17 protein-coding genes and 1 tRNA gene are annotated in these 17,798 nt (G+C 60.4%); 6 read left to right on the top strand and 12 right to left on the bottom strand.

What is annotated here, in order from left to right; genetic code table 11:
- Positions 1 to 60 precede the first annotated feature (60 nt).
- From dapC to B9Z50_RS06625, 4 genes are all read left to right on the top strand, one after another.
- Positions 61 to 1,275, top strand: coding sequence for a succinyldiaminopimelate transaminase (gene dapC / locus B9Z50_RS06640; protein WP_108362877.1), 1,215 nt, complete (start codon positions 61 to 63; stop codon positions 1,273 to 1,275).
- 3 nt (positions 1,276 to 1,278) lie between these two features.
- The gene (gene dapE / locus B9Z50_RS06635; protein ID WP_108362876.1) at positions 1,279 to 2,448 is read left to right on the top strand and encodes a succinyl-diaminopimelate desuccinylase; all 1,170 of its coding nucleotides are present in this window, start codon (positions 1,279 to 1,281) and stop codon (positions 2,446 to 2,448) included.
- Positions 2,449 to 2,554: 106 nt separating this feature from the next.
- Entirely contained in the window at positions 2,555 to 3,430 is an 876-nt protein-coding gene (prmB, locus tag B9Z50_RS06630) for a 50S ribosomal protein L3 N(5)-glutamine methyltransferase (protein WP_108362875.1), read from the top strand.
- 218 nt (positions 3,431 to 3,648) lie between these two features.
- Complete coding sequence (locus B9Z50_RS06625; protein ID WP_108362874.1) at positions 3,649 to 5,727, top strand: ATP-binding cassette domain-containing protein; 2,079 nt, start codon at positions 3,649 to 3,651, stop codon at positions 5,725 to 5,727.
- A 208-nt stretch (positions 5,728 to 5,935) separates the two neighbouring features.
- Here the strand turns inward: B9Z50_RS06625 and B9Z50_RS06620 are convergent.
- From B9Z50_RS06620 to tolB, 6 genes are all read right to left on the bottom strand, one after another.
- Positions 5,936 to 6,011: transfer RNA gene (locus B9Z50_RS06620), tRNA-Lys, on the bottom strand.
- A 44-nt stretch (positions 6,012 to 6,055) separates the two neighbouring features.
- Entirely contained in the window at positions 6,056 to 6,853 is a 798-nt protein-coding gene (locus tag B9Z50_RS06615; RefSeq protein ID WP_108362873.1) for a ThiF family adenylyltransferase, read from the bottom strand.
- 49 nt (positions 6,854 to 6,902) lie between these two features.
- The gene (locus B9Z50_RS06610; RefSeq protein WP_108362872.1) at positions 6,903 to 8,015 is read right to left on the bottom strand and encodes a YeeE/YedE family protein; all 1,113 of its coding nucleotides are present in this window, start codon (positions 8,013 to 8,015) and stop codon (positions 6,903 to 6,905) included.
- Positions 8,016 to 8,021: 6 nt separating this feature from the next.
- Positions 8,022 to 8,831: a tol-pal system protein YbgF gene (gene ybgF / locus B9Z50_RS06605; RefSeq protein WP_108362871.1), complete on the bottom strand. Its 810-nt coding sequence runs from the start codon at positions 8,829 to 8,831 to the stop codon at positions 8,022 to 8,024.
- Positions 8,832 to 8,839: 8 nt separating this feature from the next.
- Entirely contained in the window at positions 8,840 to 9,379 is a 540-nt protein-coding gene (gene pal / locus B9Z50_RS06600; RefSeq protein ID WP_108362870.1) for a peptidoglycan-associated lipoprotein Pal, read from the bottom strand.
- A 41-nt stretch (positions 9,380 to 9,420) separates the two neighbouring features.
- Positions 9,421 to 10,707 (bottom strand): Tol-Pal system beta propeller repeat protein TolB, encoded by a 1,287-nt coding sequence (gene tolB / locus B9Z50_RS06595; RefSeq protein ID WP_108362869.1) that lies wholly within the window; start codon positions 10,705 to 10,707, stop codon positions 9,421 to 9,423.
- On the opposite strand from tolB, the gene B9Z50_RS06590 reads away from it, so the two are divergent.
- Complete coding sequence (locus B9Z50_RS06590; protein WP_108362868.1) at positions 10,706 to 10,891, top strand: hypothetical protein; 186 nt, start codon at positions 10,706 to 10,708, stop codon at positions 10,889 to 10,891. The genes tolB and B9Z50_RS06590 overlap by 2 nt on opposite strands.
- A 50-nt stretch (positions 10,892 to 10,941) precedes the next feature.
- Positions 10,942 to 12,753 carry a lipid A export permease/ATP-binding protein MsbA gene (msbA, locus tag B9Z50_RS06585; protein WP_108362867.1) on the top strand — a complete coding sequence of 604 codons (1,812 nt, stop codon included), beginning with the start codon at positions 10,942 to 10,944 and terminating at the stop codon, positions 12,751 to 12,753.
- 6 nt (positions 12,754 to 12,759) lie between these two features.
- On the opposite strand, the gene rng is transcribed toward msbA, so the two are convergent.
- The 6 genes from rng to hemF all read right to left on the bottom strand — a co-directional run bounded on the left by rng (position 12,760) and on the right by hemF (position 17,773).
- Positions 12,760 to 14,232 carry a ribonuclease G gene (gene rng, locus B9Z50_RS06580; RefSeq protein ID WP_108363631.1) on the bottom strand — a complete coding sequence of 491 codons (1,473 nt, stop codon included), beginning with the start codon at positions 14,230 to 14,232 and terminating at the stop codon, positions 12,760 to 12,762.
- 79 nt (positions 14,233 to 14,311) lie between these two features.
- A complete protein-coding gene (locus B9Z50_RS06575) occupies positions 14,312 to 14,914 on the bottom strand; it encodes a nucleoside triphosphate pyrophosphatase (protein ID WP_108362866.1) in 603 nt (200 codons plus the stop codon).
- Positions 14,911 to 15,378 (bottom strand): 23S rRNA (pseudouridine(1915)-N(3))-methyltransferase RlmH, encoded by a 468-nt coding sequence (gene rlmH / locus B9Z50_RS06570; RefSeq protein WP_108362865.1) that lies wholly within the window; start codon positions 15,376 to 15,378, stop codon positions 14,911 to 14,913. Before rlmH ends, B9Z50_RS06575 begins: the two co-directional genes overlap by 4 nt.
- Positions 15,379 to 15,384: 6 nt before the next feature.
- The gene (rsfS, locus tag B9Z50_RS06565) at positions 15,385 to 16,197 is read right to left on the bottom strand and encodes a ribosome silencing factor (protein WP_108362864.1); all 813 of its coding nucleotides are present in this window, start codon (positions 16,195 to 16,197) and stop codon (positions 15,385 to 15,387) included.
- Positions 16,197 to 16,856: a nicotinate (nicotinamide) nucleotide adenylyltransferase gene (gene nadD / locus B9Z50_RS06560; RefSeq protein WP_108363629.1), complete on the bottom strand. Its 660-nt coding sequence runs from the start codon at positions 16,854 to 16,856 to the stop codon at positions 16,197 to 16,199. Before nadD ends, rsfS begins: the two co-directional genes overlap by 1 nt.
- The gene (gene hemF / locus B9Z50_RS06555; protein WP_108363627.1) at positions 16,853 to 17,773 is read right to left on the bottom strand and encodes an oxygen-dependent coproporphyrinogen oxidase; all 921 of its coding nucleotides are present in this window, start codon (positions 17,771 to 17,773) and stop codon (positions 16,853 to 16,855) included. The genes nadD and hemF overlap by 4 nt, the downstream gene beginning before the upstream one ends.
- Positions 17,774 to 17,798: the final 25 nt, after the last annotated feature.

Below are 17,798 nucleotides of genomic sequence, written 5' to 3'. Positions count from 1 at the left end.
GAAAATCACACTGACAAGCCCAAGGACCAACAGGTACCCTCCATCCCGGATAATCGGGGGATGAATCCCCTCCTTGCCAAGCTGCAACCCTACCCTTTTGAACGGCTCAAGCAGCTGTTCGCCAGTGTCACCCCCAACCCCGCGCTTCGCCACATCAGCCTCGGCATTGGCGAGCCCAAGCACGCCACGCCTGCTTTCATTCAGGATGCGCTCAAGGCCTCGGTGGCCACGGGCCTGTCGGCTTACCCGGCAACAGCTGGCGAGCCCAGCCTGCGCAAGGCCTGCGCCGCCTGGCTGCAAAGCCGTTACGACTTGGCCCTGGACCCTGTCACGCAGGTTTTGCCCGTCAACGGCTCACGAGAAGCCCTGTTTGCCCTGACGCAAACCGTGATCGACCCGACCCGGCCGGGCGCCACCGTGGTCAGCCCCAACCCGTTCTACCAAATCTACGAAGGCGCGGCCTTGCTGTCTGGCGCTGAGCCGTACTACGTGCCCAGCGACCCGGCGCGCAACTTTGCCAACGACTGGGACAGCGTGCCTGCCGAAGTCTGGGCCCGCACCCAGCTCTTGTTCGTTTGCTCGCCCGGCAACCCCACGGGCGCGGTCATGCCGCTGTCTGAATGGGAAAAGCTGTTTGCCCTGTCCGACCAACACGGTTTCGTGATCGCGTCCGACGAGTGCTACAGCGAGATTTACTTCCGCGATGAAGCGCCACTGGGAGGGCTGGAAGCTGCCCACCAGCTGGGCCGCACCGACTTCAAACGCCTGATTGCCTTCACCAGCCTGTCCAAACGCAGCAACGTGCCCGGCCTGCGCAGCGGCTTTGTGGCTGGAGACGCGGCCATCATCCAACAGTTCTTGCTCTACCGCACCTACCATGGCAGCGCCATGAGCCCGGTGGTGCAAGCGGCCAGCGTGGCTGCTTGGGGCGACGAAGCCCATGTGGTGGACAACCGCAACCAGTACCGCACCAAATTCGCCCAGGTCACCCCCGTGCTGGCCGAGGTGCTGGATGTGAAGCTCCCCGATGCGAGCTTTTACCTCTGGGCGGGTGTGCCCGCTGGCTGGCACGGCGACGACGCCGCGTTGGCCCAAGCGCTTTATCAAGCAGAACATGTCACCGTGCTGCCCGGCAGCTACCTGGCGCGAGACTTTAACGGCGGCAACCCTGGCCAGGGCCGGATCCGCATGGCCCTGGTGGCTGAGACCGCCGAATGTCTGGAAGCGGCCGAGCGCATTGCGCGCTTTGTGCGTGCCCACCCCCAAAAGATCTGAGCCATGAACACCAATACCTGTCACGACACCCTGCGTCTGGCCGAGCAGCTGATCGCTCGCCCCTCTGTCACACCTGAGGATGCGGGCTGCCTGGACCTGATCACCGACGCCCTGAAACCCTTGGGTTTTGTCTGCGAGTTCATGGACTCCGGCCCCGACACTTTTCGCGTGCGCAACCTGTGGGCCAAGCGCGCAGGCACTTCGGGCCAAACCTTGGCCTTTGCCGGGCACACCGATGTCGTACCCACCGGGCCGCTCGCGCAATGGGACAGTGACCCCTTCACCCCCACGCACAAAGACGGCAAGCTGTACGGGCGCGGCGCCAGTGACATGAAAACCTCGCTGGCGGCCATGGTGGTGGCGGTGCAGGAGTTTCTTGCCAGCAACTCCAACCCGGCATTGGGCATCGCCTTTTTGTTGACCAGCGATGAAGAAGGCCCGGCGCTCGATGGCACCGTGATCGTTTGTGAAAAGCTCCAAACCCGTGGTGACGCGCCTCAGTTTTGCATTGTGGGTGAGCCCACCTCGGTTCAGCAAACGGGCGACATGATCAAAAACGGCCGACGCGGCACCCTGAGCGGCAAGCTCACCGTCAAGGGCGTGCAAGGCCACATCGCCTACCCCCACCTGGCCGACAACCCGATTCACCGCCTAGCCCCTGCCCTGGCAGAGCTGGTGGCCATCCGATGGGACGAAGGCAATGTCTTTTTTCCGCCCACGAGTTGGCAAGTGAGCAATATTCACGCAGGCACGGGCGCGAGCAACGTGATCCCGGGCGACTGTGTGGTCGACTTCAACTTCCGCTTTTGCACCGAGTCCACACCCGAAAGCCTGCAGCAGCGGCTGCAAGCGGTGCTCGACCAGCACGGTCTGAAGTACGAGCTCAAATGGACCTTGGGCGGTCGGCCATTTCTGACCACGCCGGGTACCCTGGTGGCCGCCATCCAGCAAGCCATCACCGACGAAACCGGTCTGAAGACCGAGCTGTCCACCACAGGGGGCACCAGCGACGGCCGCTTCATTGCCCAAATTTGTCCGCAGGTGATCGAATTTGGCCCACCGAACGCGACCATCCACAAGGTCAACGAGCATGTGGCGCTGGCCGACATCGCGCCGCTCAAAGCCATCTACCGGCGCACGCTGGAACATCTCAACACAGGCTTGACTGCATGAGCGTTTTGCCCACGATTTGCGAGCACCCACGCTGCCCGGTGCAGCCCTTGGCCTTTTCACACCCTTCACGTCACTGCGGGCCAAGCGCGGCAGTCCAGGAATCCCTATGCACCTGCACGAACTGATCGCCCAAGCCGCAAAGCGCCTGGACCAAGCCCAAGTGTCTTTTGGCCACGGCACCCAGAGCGCTTTTGACGAAGCCGTTTGGCTGGTGCTGTGGCGTCTGGGCCTGCCGCTGGACACCGATCTGGACGAAGTGGCCGAAGAAGCCGTGACGCCCGAGCAACAAGCGACTTGCGCCGCGTTGATCGACGAACGCATCACCAGCCGCAAACCGGCCGCCTACCTCACGCGTGAGGCCTGGCTGCAAGGCGTGTCGTTTTACATCGACGAGCGGTCCATCGTGCCGCGCAGTCTGATCGCTGAGGTGCTGGCCGACGGCACCATCGACGCTTGGCTGAGCGATCAAACAAAACAGGTATTGGACCTGTGCACCGGCAACGGCAGCCTGGCCGTGCTGGCGGCACTGGCCTGGCCCGAGGTGCAGGTCACAGGGGCCGATATTTCTGACGATGCGCTGGCGGTTGCCGCCATCAACGTAGAGCGCCACGAACTGCAAGAGCGCGTGACATTGGTCCACAGCGATGGTCTTTCTGACCTACCCGGCCCGTTTGATTTGATCCTGTGCAACCCACCTTATGTGTGCCAGGCCAGCATGGACGCCTTGCCCGCCGAGTACCGAGCCGAGCCCGAGTTGGCATTGGCCGGTGGCACGGACGGCATGGACTTTGTGCGTCAGCTGTTCAAGGATGCGCCTGCGCGGATGAGCGAGGACGCGGTGCTGGTCCTGGAGATTGGCAACGAGGTAGCGCACTTCATTGCGGCCTTTCCAAACCTTGAAGTGGCTTGGCTGGACACCAGTGCGGGCGATGACCAGGTGCTGCTGATCACCCGAGAAGCCCTGTTGCAAAGCTCAACATGACCTGACCTCAGGCATCAACTTGGTCGCCTGTGCGGCCATGCCACCTCGAATGCGGCTTCTTTGTGGCTGATTTTCGGCTCGCACAACCGGGTGCGCCGCACCCTCTTCCCCAATGACCCTCGCCTACATCGGCGAAAATACCGGCTTATGCCCCTCGCAGCGTCAGCCTCCTACTGACCACGCCCCTTATCCCGGAACCTGTCCGGTCACTGCTTTTCATGATCAACCTCAAAAACGTCACCCTCCGCCGAGGCACCAAGGTGCTGCTGGACCAAGCTTCGGTCACCCTCAACCCCGGAGAAAAAGTCGGTTTGGTCGGTCGCAACGGCGCGGGCAAATCCACCTTGTTTGCCCTGTTCAACGGCACCCTGCACGAAGACGGCGGTGACTTTGACATGCCCAAAGCCTGGCGCATGGGTCAGGTCGCGCAGAACATGCCCGAGACCGACCAGGCTGCCAGCGAGTTTGTGCTGGAAGGCGACACCCGCCTGGCAGAGTTGCGCCAGCGCCTGGTGGCCGCCGAAGCCAGTGGCGACGGCATGGAAATGGCCCATGTCTACACGGACCTGGCCGACGCAGGCGACCACGACGCCCTGCCCCGCGCTGAAGCTTTGATCTTGGGCTTGGGCTTTCGGGTCGATGAACTCAACAACCCGGTCAACAGTTTTTCGGGCGGCTGGCGCATGCGCTTGCAGCTGGCACGGGCACTCATGTGCCCCTCCGACATCCTGCTGCTGGACGAACCCACCAACCACTTGGACTTGGACGCGCTGGTCTGGCTGGAAGCTTGGCTGCAACGCTACGCGGGCACCATGATCGTGATCAGCCACGACCGCGAATTTTTGGATGCGGTGACCAACGTCACCCTGCACATCGATCACGCCAAATTGACGCGCTACGGCAGCAACTACAGCGGCTTTGAAATCTTGCGGGCTCAGCAGATGGAGCTGCAGCAGGCCTCGTTTGCCAAGCAGCAAGACAAAATCGCCCACCTGCAAAAGTTCATCAACCGCTTCAAGGCGCAGGCCAGCAAGGCCAAGCAGGCGCAAAGCCGGGTCAAGGCGCTCGAGCGCATGGAAAAAGTGGCCCCTTTGCTGGCCGATGCCGAATTCACCTTTGGCTTCAAAGAACCCAACAACCTGCCCAACCCGATGCTGGCCATCAGCGAGGCGAGTTTTGGCTACATCGTGGACAACGAACCCAAAGCGATTTTGCAAGGGGTCAGCAAATCGGTGCTGGCAGGCCAGCGTATCGGCATTTTGGGGGCCAACGGCCAAGGCAAGTCGACCCTGGTCAAGACCATTGCACGCACCATGCCGCTGCTGGCAGGCACGCTGACCGAAGGCAAGGGCCTGAACATCGGCTACTTTGCCCAGCAAGAACTGGATGTGCTGCATCCGCAGGACAACCCGCTGGAGCACATGATCCGTCTGGCCAAAGAGCTCGGCCCGAACAGCGGCGAGCCCAGCCGCGAGCAAGACCTGCGCAATTACCTGGGCACTTTCAACTTCACCGGCGACATGGTCAAACAGGCCGTGGGCACCATGAGCGGCGGTGAAAAAGCCCGCTTGGTGTTGGCCATGATCGTGTGGCAGCGACCCAACCTCTTGTTGCTGGACGAGCCCACCAACCACTTGGACCTGGCCACGCGCGAAGCGCTGTCGATGGCGCTCAACGAATTCGAAGGCACCGTCATGCTGGTCAGCCACGACCGCGCTTTGCTGCGCGCCGTGTGCGACGAGTTCTGGATGGTGGGCCGTGGCAAGGTCGAGCCTTTTGACGGCGACTTGGACGACTACCAAAAGTATTTGCTCGAAGAATCCAAACGCTTACGCGAAGCGGCCAAAAACTCGGCCCGTGATGCTGTAGCCACAGGGGTGGCAGAACCCGTTCCAACCACCCAAGCCAGTGTGCCCAGCGGCACGGGTCCTGCAAGTGCGACGCCCACTCCCGCAGCAGGGGCTGGCGCCAAACCCAGTACCTCGGCAGGCACGCAGAGCATGACACCAGGCCTGAGCAGTGCCGAGCAACGCAAACTCGACGCGCAAAAACGCCAGCAACTGGCTGCGCAAACCCGGCCGCTCAAGCGCGAGCTGGAACAAAACGAGCAGCGCATGGCCAGCATCGAAGCCGAGAAAACCCGTCTGGAAGCGCTGCTGACCACGCCCATGTCGCCAGCCGACATGGCCGATGCAGGACGCCGACTCAAAGCCCTGGCCGACGAAGTGACGCGCTTAGAAGAACGCTGGTTGGAGCTGACCTCTTTGCTCGAAGAAGCCACATCGACAGCGCTTTGAACAGCACTGACCCTCTCCCCTCATGCCGGACCTAACCCGTCCGGCATTTTTTTGCCTGCGTGATGCATTCAGACGCACCACCAAGAACACAACAACGCATGAATCGTGCGAAGCGAAAGACCCTCACAGGTTCAGCCGAGGAAGCATCATAAAAATCACCAGGAATAAAAAAAGCACTTTGAACCGAAGTTCAAAGTGCTTTTAAATTTGGTGGGACCAGCGGGGGTCGAACCCACGACAAACGGATTAAAAGTCCGCTGCTCTACCAACTGAGCTATGGTCCCTTTGCTGCTGTGTTGTGCACTGTAGCAAGACTCAAATTATAGCGTCATTTTTTGGCCTTCTCGGGGGTGATCGCTAAAAAATTCAAAATTTCTGAAGCAGCACACATGCCAAATGTCGCGGTCACGCTGACCACCGATCCGTAACCGTGGCAGTTGAGCGAACCATCGCCATCGATCGCACACGAGGCATCGGGCGGGGCCACCGATTCGCGGCTGAACACGCCTTGTATACCGATGCGTTTGTCACCTCTGGCCGCACCATGGTGTTTGCGCAGGCGATAACGCAATTGCGCCAAAAGGGGGTCGTGTGTGATGCGCGAGAGGTCGTCCACGTCAACTTTGTGCGCCAAGCGTTTGCCGCCCGCTGCACCCACGGTGATGAAGCCCACACCTTCGCTCAGCGCCCAATGCGCCAGGCTCACTTTGGCTTTCACCTGGTCGCAAGCGTCGATCACCGCATCGGGCTTAGAAGGCAAAAGCGCAGGCCAGTTCTCGGAGCTCACAAAATCGTCCACAGCATCGACATGGCATTCCGGGTGAATCAAGGCGATGCGCTCTTGCATGGCCAGCACTTTGGATTGGCCCGTGGTGCTGCTGAGCGCGTGAATCTGACGGTTGATGTTGGACTCAGAGATGTGGTCCATATCGATGAGGGTCAATCGCGCCACGCCACTGCGGGCCAAGGCTTCAGCCGCCCAGGAACCCACACCGCCAATGCCCACGACCACCACATGCGCTTGCCGGATACGCTCAGCGCCGGACACGCCATACAGGCGTTGCAAGCCGCCGAAGCGGCGTAGTCTGTCATCGGTCAAGGGGTCCATTGTTGGCATCTCGCTCATGGGCTGATCTTGCAAAAGTTGCGTGCAGGTGCGGCGCGATTCAAAAGTTTCAAGCCTCGCGCATTTGCCAATGCAATGCGGCCCAGGTGCCTGCAAAAATGCCCATCACCGACAACATGCTGCCCAAGTTCAATGTAGACAGGCCACTGAGGCCCTGACCAAAAGTGCACCCCATGGCCATCACACCGCCTGTGCCCATGAGGGCACCACCGGCCAAGTGACGCACCAAATCATGACGGTCGGTGAAACCCTCCCAACGAAAGCTGCCTTGCTGCACAGCGCTCAGGCCAGCGCCCGCCAACACACCGACCACCGTGACCATGCCCAAGGTCAACCGTTTGCTGCCGTCGCTGTAGTACATGAATGCATCCAGCCAGTAGCCAACTGGCGCCGTGAAACTCAGCGCCTCCATGCGGCCGCTGTGGGTGGTGAGGAACACCGGCTCCAGGGTATCGGGGTGTTCGGGTACAAAACCCAGCACGCCACTGACCCACCACAGCGCCACCACCAGCAAGCCCAAGCCTGCGCCTGTGACCCAGTTGAACGCCGTGTGGAAACGGCGGTCTTTGACCACCCAGCCCAGCAAGCACAAAGACACGAGCGCCGCGCTGATGCCAAAACCCGCGCGCAATTCAAGCCCCCAAAAAGCCGACAGCCACTGACCGACAAAAGGGCCGTGAGGCAAATCGATGGACACGGTGTCAAGGCCGTTCACGCGCCAAACCGCCGTCAGGCCGCGCATGGCCGCCAGCGCAGAGACAGCCATGGCCAGCAAGACCACCAAAGACTTGAGATTGCCCGCAGCCAACCGCACCAAGGATTTGCTGCTGCAGCCCGATGCCAAAACCATGCCGATGCCAAACAAGCAGCCGCCCAACAGCGCCGAAAGCCATGGCAGTTGTGAGGAAGCATAAATGGTGCTCAATGGGCTGATCCAACCAAGCCAGGCCATCAGGCCAAAACAGGCCATGGCGACGACCACGGCCAGCGCCCATTGCCGCAGCCGGGTGGCGTCACGCATCACCACCCAATCACTGATGGCCCCCATGGTGCAAAAGTGCCCCCGGTGGATCAACACGCCCGCCAGCAAGGAGATGGCAAAGCTGGCCCCCCAAACTTGATAGGCCAACTGCTGGACTTCATCCGCAGTCAAAAAGCTCATCCGATGTCAGCGCAGACGACTGAGGCGATCGCGGGCAGTGGCTGCCGTTTCTGCCTGCGGATATGTCTTTATCAAATCTTCCAAGGTTTTGCGCGCGGCCTTGAGGTCCTTCAGTTCGATTTGAACATTGGAGATGGCCAGCATGGCTTCGGCTGCGCGTGGGTGATCGGGCCTCATGCTCAGAAGCTTCTGGAAATTCGCCATGGAAGGCTGGTAAGCCTTGTTGGCGTACTGGGCATTGCCCAGCCAAAACAGGGCCGAGGGCACATAAGCACTCGTACTGTGTCTCAACACAAAGGATTCCAGGGCAACTTGGGCCGCAACAAAATCGGCTTGGCGAAACAGTGCCATGGCTTTGTCGTGGTCGGCTTTTTCTGCGGGGTCGACCATCACTTCACGACCATCGATGGTGGTCGGCACAGGCTCGAAGCGGCGCAAGCGATCGTCCACGGCGCTGAGCACGTCTTTTTGGCGCAGCTGCAGCTCGGTCAAGTCCCGCGCCAGGCGTTCTTGTGCGCCCAGGCTTTGCGCCAATTCAGATTTGAGGCGGTCGATTTGTCCCTGCAAATCGAGCAGCGATGCGCGCAGCTGGGCGATGGCCTGATTTTGTGATTGATTTTGAGACTGGACGTTTTGTTCGATCAGGGCGCGAGTAGCGTTTTGGGATTGCTCCAGACGCTGGCGCAAATCCAAGATCGCTCGACGCGCTTCGTCGTCCCCGCCAAACAAGGCCGCTTGCGACGGGCTGGACAAGGTGGCCAAGACAAGACTCAAGAGCAAGGCGGCTGGGCGCCAGCCAGATCGAACATAGTGCATCACAGACCTCAATAACGGATTTCAACGCGGCGGTTTTGCGCTTGGTCGGCTTCTGAGCCACCCGCGGCCAAGGGCTTTTCCTTGCCAAAACTCACGGCTTCCAGCTGGGACTCGGGAACGCCCAACAGGCTCAGCGCCTGACGAACCGCATCGGCACGTTTTTGGCCCAAGGCCAGGTTGTATTCTCGGCCACCGCGGTCATCGGTGTGACCTTCCAGATTGGCTTTGCGCTGCTTGTTGGCTTGCAAGAACTGAGCATGGGAAGCGATCACAGGACGGGCTTCGGCGCGCAGGACAAAGCTGTCGTAATCAAAAAACACCACATGGGCAATACCAACCGGGCCTTGACCTGCAGAGGCCTGACTGACCGAAACAGGCGCTACGCTGCTGGTTTGTGCGCTGCCTTGGCCAGCGCCAATGCTTTGAATCCCGACGCTGCTTGGCGTGGCCGATTTATCCACGACAGGCACCTCATCGAGCTTGACACCGGAGGCACAGCCCCCCAAGACCGCAGAGACCAACAACAACGACCCAACATGCTTTTTCATACGCAACCTCATGAATAAAAAACGAAATTGAAATTCAAACTTCAGGGACGCACCGGTCCCCAATGCGGCTCACGGATGTCGCCGCCCTGCCCCACCAGACGGGCTTTGATGCGGCCGTCCAGCGTCGTGGTCATCAAAGCCTCGCCGCCTTGATGTGTGGCATAGACCAGCAAACGGCTGTTGGCTGCAAAACTGGGGCGCTCGTCGGCGTTGGTTTCCGTCAGAGCCGTGACCTGGCCCGTGGCCAGCTCCATCAAATGGAGACGAAAACCACTCGGCAAGCGTGAGACATAGGCCAACCAGCGGCCATCGGGGCTGATGGCTGGCGAGATGTTGTAGTTACCCGAAAACGTCACCCGATCAGCCGGGCCACCTTGGGCGGACATTTTGTAGATTTGGGGGTTACCGCCACGGTCGCTGACAAAATACAAGGTATTGCCGTCAGGGGAAAAAGCGGGTTCGGTATTGATGTTGCCCGAAGTCAAGCGCTGGGGATCGCCGCCTTGCAAGGAGACCCGATACAGCTGCGAGCCACCATCGCGGCTGAGTGTGGCTACAAGCGAGCGGCCATCAGGGGCCCAAGCAGGCGCACTGTTGGAGCCTTTGAAGTTGGCCACCACCCGACGCTGGCCCGACGCGAGCTCATGGACATACACCACGGGCTTGCGTGACTCAAAGGATACATAGGCCAATTGGGTGCCATTGGGCGACCAGGAAGGAGAAATGATGGGCTCAGGACTGCTGAGCGCAGAGCGAGCAGCCTCCCCATCCGAATCGGCTATCCAAAGGCTGTAGCGGCCACTGGATTTGGTCACATAACTGATGCGTGAGGTAAAAACGCCGGGCGTGCCCGTCAACTGTTGGTATACCCAGTCGGACACCCGGTGGGCCGACAACCGCAGGTCCGCAGCGGTGACGTTGTCTTTGAAATCGGACTTTTCCTGACCCTTGACCGCATCCCACAAGCGGGCCCGCACATCGTAGCGGCCGTTCGCCAAACGTGTGACAGATCCCGCCACCAAGGCCTCGACCGACAATGGCCGAAGCACGGCCCAATCCGGACGGCTCATCTCGTCGAGCGCCAGACTCGATGCGGGCAATGGCTTGAACTGGCCGCTGCGGGCCAAGTCGGCTTGCACAATTTGGGAAATCTTTTGACTGGCCTGGACTTCGCCCTTGAAAGGGGCCACCAAAATAGGCAATTGAGTCAGGCCAACGCCTGTGACCTCGACACGGAACTGCGCCAATGCATGGCTGCCAAACAGTGAAAAACTGATCAAAGTCAGCAATGAACCCAATTGACGGACAAGCGAGGTTGACAGATTCATGTGCACCTACAGAGTGGGAGTGGGCCTGAAGAAAGCGGTGATCGTACACCGTGATGAGCCCAATTTGATGTCTGACCCTGTTGCCGGGGTCAAAGTCTGCGCATTGGCAGCAGACCAACTTGACATCACGGCCAAGGACTGGGGGCCCGATGCGTGTATCAAAGCTGGCCAGCCGAGCACCTGATGCATGCCAAAAGCAGCCCGGCTGCAGGCCTGCTTACAATATCCTCATCCATGTCTGAAGCTCAACCCGTCTCCACGCAGCCCTCGGGCTTCGCTCCACAGCCAGGAATTGTTCAGCGCTTGTTGCGCCTCAAACCCTATTTTTGGCGCCAACGTAATGTTTGGGCGCTGGCCGTTGGGGCTACTTTGGTCGCTGCCCTGACCGAGCCACTGATACCGGCCCTTTTTCAGCCTTTGCTGGACAGCGGATTTGCCCAAAATAGTTTGCCGCTGTGGTCAATCCCTTTGGTGGTCATTGGCCTGTTTGGTTTGCGTGGTCTAGCGCACTTTGTGTCTCAGTACGCGCTGGCGCGTGTAACCAACGACGGCATGGAGAAACTGCGCAGCGACCTGTTTGCCAAATTGGTGCGCGCCGATTTGTCGCTGTTCAATCGGCAATCGGCCAGCGCCTTGTCCAACACTGTGGTGTACGAGGTTCAAATCGGCGCATCGCAGTTGGTGTCGGCGTTGATCGGTTTGACCCGTGACGGCTTCACCCTTTTGGCCCTCATCGGCTATTTGATGTGGTTGAACTGGCAGCTCACACTGGTCGTTTTCACGGTCGCTCCGGGCCTGAGCTGGATCATGAAAGTGCTGTCTCGCCGCTTATACGGGCTGACCAAAGAAAGTCAGAAAGCCACCGATGATCTGGCCTACGTGGTGGAAGAAAACGTGCTCGCCCACCGGATGGTGCGTTTGCATGGCGCACAAGCCCAGCAAATCGGGCGCTTCAATGCCCTGGGACAGCGTCTTCGGCGCTTGGCACTCAAAACGACGGCAGCTTCGGCTGCCATGACACCGTTGACGCAAATCATGGCAGCGGTTGCCCTGTCCTTGGTGCTGGTGATCGCCCTGGAGCAAAGCCGCGAGCCTGGATCAGGGGCCACGGTGGGGGGGTTTGTAGCCTTCATCACCGCCATGCTGATGCTGATTGCGCCCATCAAACGACTGGCCGATGTGGCCAACCCCATCACCCGGGGCCTGGCCGCACTTGAGCGGGGCCTGGCCCTGATGCACGACGCCCCAGAAGAAAGCCAAGGCGATCACCGGGTGCACCGCGCCATTGGCGCCCTGGAATGGCACGACGTGAGCGTTCAGTTCAACCCGGATGGTGCGCCAGCTTTGGCGCAGATCAATTTGAGTGTGAAGCCAGGCGAGACGGTGGCCTTGGTGGGCACATCAGGTGCTGGCAAAACCACATTGATCCAATTGCTGCCGCGCTTTTTGAACCCGACCGACGGCCAGGTACTGCTCGACGGCGTACCCCTGGCGCACTGGCAGCTGGACAGCCTACGCCAACAACTGGCCATGGTCAGTCAGGACGTGGTCATGCTCAACGACAGTTTGGCAGTGAACGTGGGGCTGGGCGACAAACCAGATCGCGCCAAAGTCGAGCAATGCCTCCAAGCGGCCAATTTATGGGCACACGTTCAAACCCTGCCTCAGGGCATGGACACCAAATTGGGCCACAACGCCAATCAGCTTTCTGGGGGGCAACGCCAGCGCCTGGCGATTGCCCGCGCCTTGTACAAGGACTCGCCGATATTGATTCTGGACGAAGCAACCTCGGCACTGGACAACGAGTCCGAGCGCCTGGTGCAGGACGCTTTGCAAAAACTCATGCAAGGCCGCACCACCGTGATCGTGGCGCACCGACTGTCCACCATCGAGCACGCCGACCGGGTCATCGTGATGGAGCGCGGTCGCATCGTGGAACAAGGCGCCCCCGCCGAATTGCTGGCGCAGGGCGGCGCCTATGCAAGGCTGCACCACCGAGGTGATTGGGCCAGTGATGTCCCTGCTCAGGCCAACACACCTGCCTGAGCCGAATCAAAGCAACACAATGTCGTACTGCTCCGGCCCCATGGACGCCTCGACCTGCAGCGAAATTGGCTTGGCAATGAAGTCCGACAAACCCGCTAAGTGCTGGCTTTCTTCGTCCAGCAGCAAATCAATGACCGCCGAGGCGGCCACGATGCGGAACTCGCGCGGGTTGAACTGACGCGCCTCGCGCAGGATCTCGCGCAAGATGTCGTACACCACCGAACGCGGCGTCTTGACGATGCCCTTGCCTTGGCAGCTGGGGCAAGGTTCACACAGCATGTGGGCCAGCGACTCACGGGTGCGTTTGCGCGTCATCTCCAGCAAACCCAGCGACGAAAAGCCACCGGCCATGGTCTTGACGCGGTCACGCGAGAGCTGTTTGCGGAACTCGGCCAAGACCGCGTCCTGGTGCTCTGGGCGAGCCATGTCGATGAAGTCGGCGATGACGATGCCGCCCAAGTTGCGCAAGCGCAGTTGCCGAGCAATGGCTTGGGCCGCTTCCAGATTGGTCTTAAAGATCGTGTCCTCAAAGTTTCGCGCGCCCACATAACCGCCCGTGTTCACGTCCACGGTGGTCAGCGCCTCGGTCTGGTCGATGATCAGGTAGCCGCCCGACTTCAGATCCACCCGTCGGCCCAGGGCTTTGGCGATTTCTTCGTCGATGGCATAGAGGTCAAAAATGGGGCGCTCGCCTTTGTAGAGTTGCAAGCGCTCAGCCGCAATGGGCATGAATTCCTGCCCAAAAGCCTTCAGTTTGGCGAATTGCTCTTGCGAGTCGATACGGATGCTTTGTGTCGCCTCACCCACCAAATCGCGCAAGACACGCTGCAAAAGGGTCAGGTCTTGGTGGAGGATCGAGGTGGGAGGCAGGCGCAGCGAAGCCTCTTTGATGCGGGCCCAAGTCTTGCGCAAGTAAGCGATGTCCTCGCTCAACTCTTCGTCGCTGGAGTCCTCGGCGTTGGTGCGCAAAATGAAGCCACCGCCGGCCGGGCCCACCAAGGCCTGCAGCCTGTGGCGCAGCGCATCGCGCTGGTCAGACGGAATTTTCTGAGACACGCCAATGTGGTCGTCCTGCGGTAAAAACACCAGATGGCGGCCCGCGATGCTGATTTGTGTGGACAAACGGGCACCTTTGGTGCCCATGGGGTCCTTGATGACCTGCACCATGATGGCGCGGCCCTCAAACACCTGCTTTTCAATCGGCACCAGAGGCTGGCCCGTGCGGGCGGCTGCAGCCTCGCCTTCGGCATGCTTTTGCCAAACATCGGCTACATGCAAAAAGGCCGCTTTGTCCAGACCAATGTCGATGAAAGCCGATTGCATGCCTGGCAAAACGCGGGCCACTTTGCCCAGGTAAACATTGCCCACCAGACCTCGCTCAAGCGTTCGCTCGACATGCAACTCCTGCACCGCGCCAAACTCCACCACCGCGACCCGGATTTCCTGGGGCGACCAATTGACCAAAATATCTTGTTGCATGGTGGGCATGAGATGGGAAAAAAGAATAACAACGTGGAAAACGCCAGGGCATCAGCAGCGCCTTGGCATGCACGAACGCTCAACAGCGCATGCCCAAGGTGCGTAACAACGCAGCAGTCTCGAACAGCGGCAAACCCATGATGCCTGAATAACTGCCCCGGATCTGCTCAATATGGGCAGCCGCCCTGCCTTGCACCCCGTAAGCACCGGCTTTGCCCATGGGCTCGCCTGTCGCGACGTAGGCACGGATTTGCGCGGTGGTCATGGGCGCGAAGCGCACCCAAGACTCCGAAACCGCCGAAACCCGCTTGGCCCCTTTTTGCACCGCCACGGCCGTCAACACACGGTGGTTTTGAGCCGCCAGACGCTTGAGCATGCGCACCGCATCGGCCTCATCTGCCGGTTTGCCCAAAATATCCCTCCCTAGGCACACGGTGGTGTCGGCGCACAGCACGGGCGCTGCAGGCAAGCCCTGGCGCTTCATGCGCTGCACGGCGGCGTCGAGTTTGAGCCCTGTCACACGCGCCACATACCGTGCAGGCGCTTCCGCGCCGCGCACCTCTTCCAGGGACTCGGCATCTTCGTCAGGCCCGGCCAAGAGCAACCGATGAGCCACACCGATTTGGTCCAGCAGCTGGCTGCGCCGGGGGCTTTGAGAGGCGAGGTAAATGAAGTCACTCATTCGCGGTGGTAGGGGTGGTTGGCGTTGATGGACCAGGCACGGTAGAGCTGCTCGATCAAGAGTACCCGGGCCATGGCGTGGGGCAAGGTCATGTCCGACAAGCGGATCCGCTCATGGGCTGCTTGCCTGAATTCTGGTTCAAGTCCGTCGGGGCCACCAATGACCAAGGCCACGTCGTCCCCGCCGAGCTGCCAACTTGTCAAGCGCGTGGCCAAGGCCTGGGTGGTGAGGTTGGTGCCGCGCTCATCAAGCACCACGATGCGGGTGCCGCGCGGAATGGCCGCTTCAATGCGCTGGCGCTCGGCCGCATACAGGTTGGGCAGGGTTTTGGAGCCCCGGGGCTCAGTTTTCACGGCCTTGAGCTCAACCTTGAGCTCAGGCGGAAAGCGTTTGGCGTAGTCGTCCCAAGCGGTCTGCGCCCAATCGGGCACACGCAGGCCGACCGCAACGATCAGCAGCTTCATGCAGGATCAGTCGGCTTTACGGCGGGTGGTTGCTTGCACAGCCTTGCGCGCAGGCGCCTTTTTGGCTGCCGGTTTAGCTGCCGACTTGGCCGCCGCTTTGACGGCAGTCTTGGCGGCAGGCTTGGCCGTGGGCTTGCCCACTGTCTTTACCGTGGGCTTGCTGGTGGGGCTGGTCGCTTTAGTGGTCGATTTGGCGGCCGTTTTGGCTGCAGTTTTCGCAGCGGGTTTGGCCGTGGTTTTGGCTGGCGCCTTGGCCGCTGGTTTGGTGGATTTGGCGGGTGCCTTCAAAGCCGGTTTGGGCTTGGCTGCAGATTTGGCAGCGGGTTGAGCGGCAGACTTCTTGGCTGCGGGTGTTTTCGCTGCTGTTGATTTGGCAGCTGCTTTGCCCGTGGCTTTTTTCGCCACCGAGTTCTGGATGTGGCCCTTGACCTCGGCCGTAGTTGCCGGCTTGGGCGCACCGAACTTCAGGCGCACGGGCGTTCCGCCCCAAATTTCTTCCAAGTTGTAATAAGTGCGGATGGTCGGCTGCATGACGTGCACCACAGCCTGGCCGCAATCCACAATGATCCATTCGCCGTTGTCTTCGCCCTCGATGCGGGGCTTGCCAAATCCGGCGTTGCGCACTTTGTCGCGCACACTGGCGGCAAGCGCCTTGGTTTGGCGGTTCGAGGTGCCCGAGGCGATGATGACCCGCTCAAACAGCGAGGACAGGTGTTCGGTGTCAAACACCTGGATTTCTTGAGCCTTGACGTCCTCCAGAGCGTCCACAATGGCCCGCTGGAGTTTCTGGATGTCTTTTTTGGCAGCGTTTTCGGTCATCAATGGGGCCTGTAAAGGTGGTGTTCGTGAATATAGCGCTCAACAGCGGGGGATACCAGGCCCGTCAGGGCCTGCTCTGTGGCCGCCAGCACACGGATGTCCGTGGCACTGTGTGGCATCAGCGGCATGTCCAGAGTGCGAATGCGCGCTTGCAGCGTGTCAGAAAGGGGAGGGGTGGTGGGTGCAACGCCTGATTCTTCGTTCCAGGCACGCACGGCCATGTCACGGCCTGCGGCGCAGATTATAGCGATGCGCCCAATTTCATCGATTTGGTGCCATGCAGGCAAGGACCGCCGCTGATCATCTCCGAGCAGCAAATAGAGCTGAGCCTGCGGATATTCGGTCTGCAACTCCTTGAGAGTATCCACCGTGTAGCTGGGTCCAGTGCGCAGGATTTCGCGCTCGTCCACCACCACTTGGGGCACATGCGCAAAGGCCAGACGCGTCATGGCCAAGCGGTGTTCGGCATCGCTCAGGTTGCGCGGTTTGTGCCAAGCTTGGCCCGTGGGGAACACGCGCACTTGGTCGAGTTGCAACTGCGCCACGGCCGCTTCAACCAGGGCCACATGGGCCAGGTGTGGCGGGTCGAACGCTCCGCCAAAAACGCCCAAGCGCTGCACATAGGCTTGGGCGTTTTGCTCGGAGGATGGCAGGTTCAAACCCAATCCTTGGGCACCAGAAAATGGCTGAGCAAGCGCGCTTCGGGCGAGCCGACATCGTCTTGGCGCTGATATGACCAGCGAACCTCAGGCGGCATGGACATCAGGATCGATTCGGTGCGGCCACCAGACTGCAAACCAAAATGTGTGCCCCGGTCCCAGACCAGGTTGAACTCCACATACCGGCCACGTCGGTAGAGCTGAAAGTCTCGCTCGCGCTCGCCATAGGGCGTGTCATTGCGGCGCAACACAATGGGCATGTAGGCCGTCAGCAAAGCATCGCCCACGCTTTGAAGCATGGCAAAGCTTTGGTCCATGCCCAGCTCGGAAAAGTCGTCAAAGAAAATGCCGCCCACACCACGCTGCTCATGGCGGTGTTTGTTGCAAAAATAATCGTCGCACCAGGTTTTGAAACGTGGGTGCAAGGCCTCGCCAAACGGGCTCAAAGCGTCTTTACACGACTGGTGAAAATGCACCGCATCTTCGTCAAAGCCGTAATAAGGTGTCAGGTCCATGCCGCCACCAAACCAGGCCACAGGCGCCCTGCCCTCAGGCTTGGCAGCGATCATGCGCACGTTCATGTGCACTGTGGGCACATAGGGGTTGCGCGGGTGAAAGACCAGGGACACCCCCATGGCCTCAAAGGCCGAACCGGCCAACTCAGGGCGGTGCTGGGTGGCCGAGGGCGGCAACTGAGGCCCCGTGACGTGAGAAAAACCGCAACCAGCCCGCTCAAAAATCGGGCCGCCTTCCAGAATCTGGGTGATGCCATTGCCCTGAAGTTTTTCACCCGGGTCTTTTTGCCAGGCATCGGTCAGAAAAGGGGTGCCGTCGAGGTCGGTCAAGGCCCCGGTGATGCGGGACTGCAAGCCCAGCAGGTAGTTTTTGACAGTACCGAGTTCAAAGGGGGTGCTCATGGTGGATGTGGCGTTGAAAAGGTTC

This window comes from Limnohabitans sp. Bal53, from assembly GCF_003063355.1.
Lineage (GTDB): Bacteria > Pseudomonadota > Gammaproteobacteria > Burkholderiales > Burkholderiaceae_C > Limnohabitans_A.
Note: the sequence above shows the minus strand (reverse complement) of the source record. Positions and strands in the feature narration are given on the sequence as shown.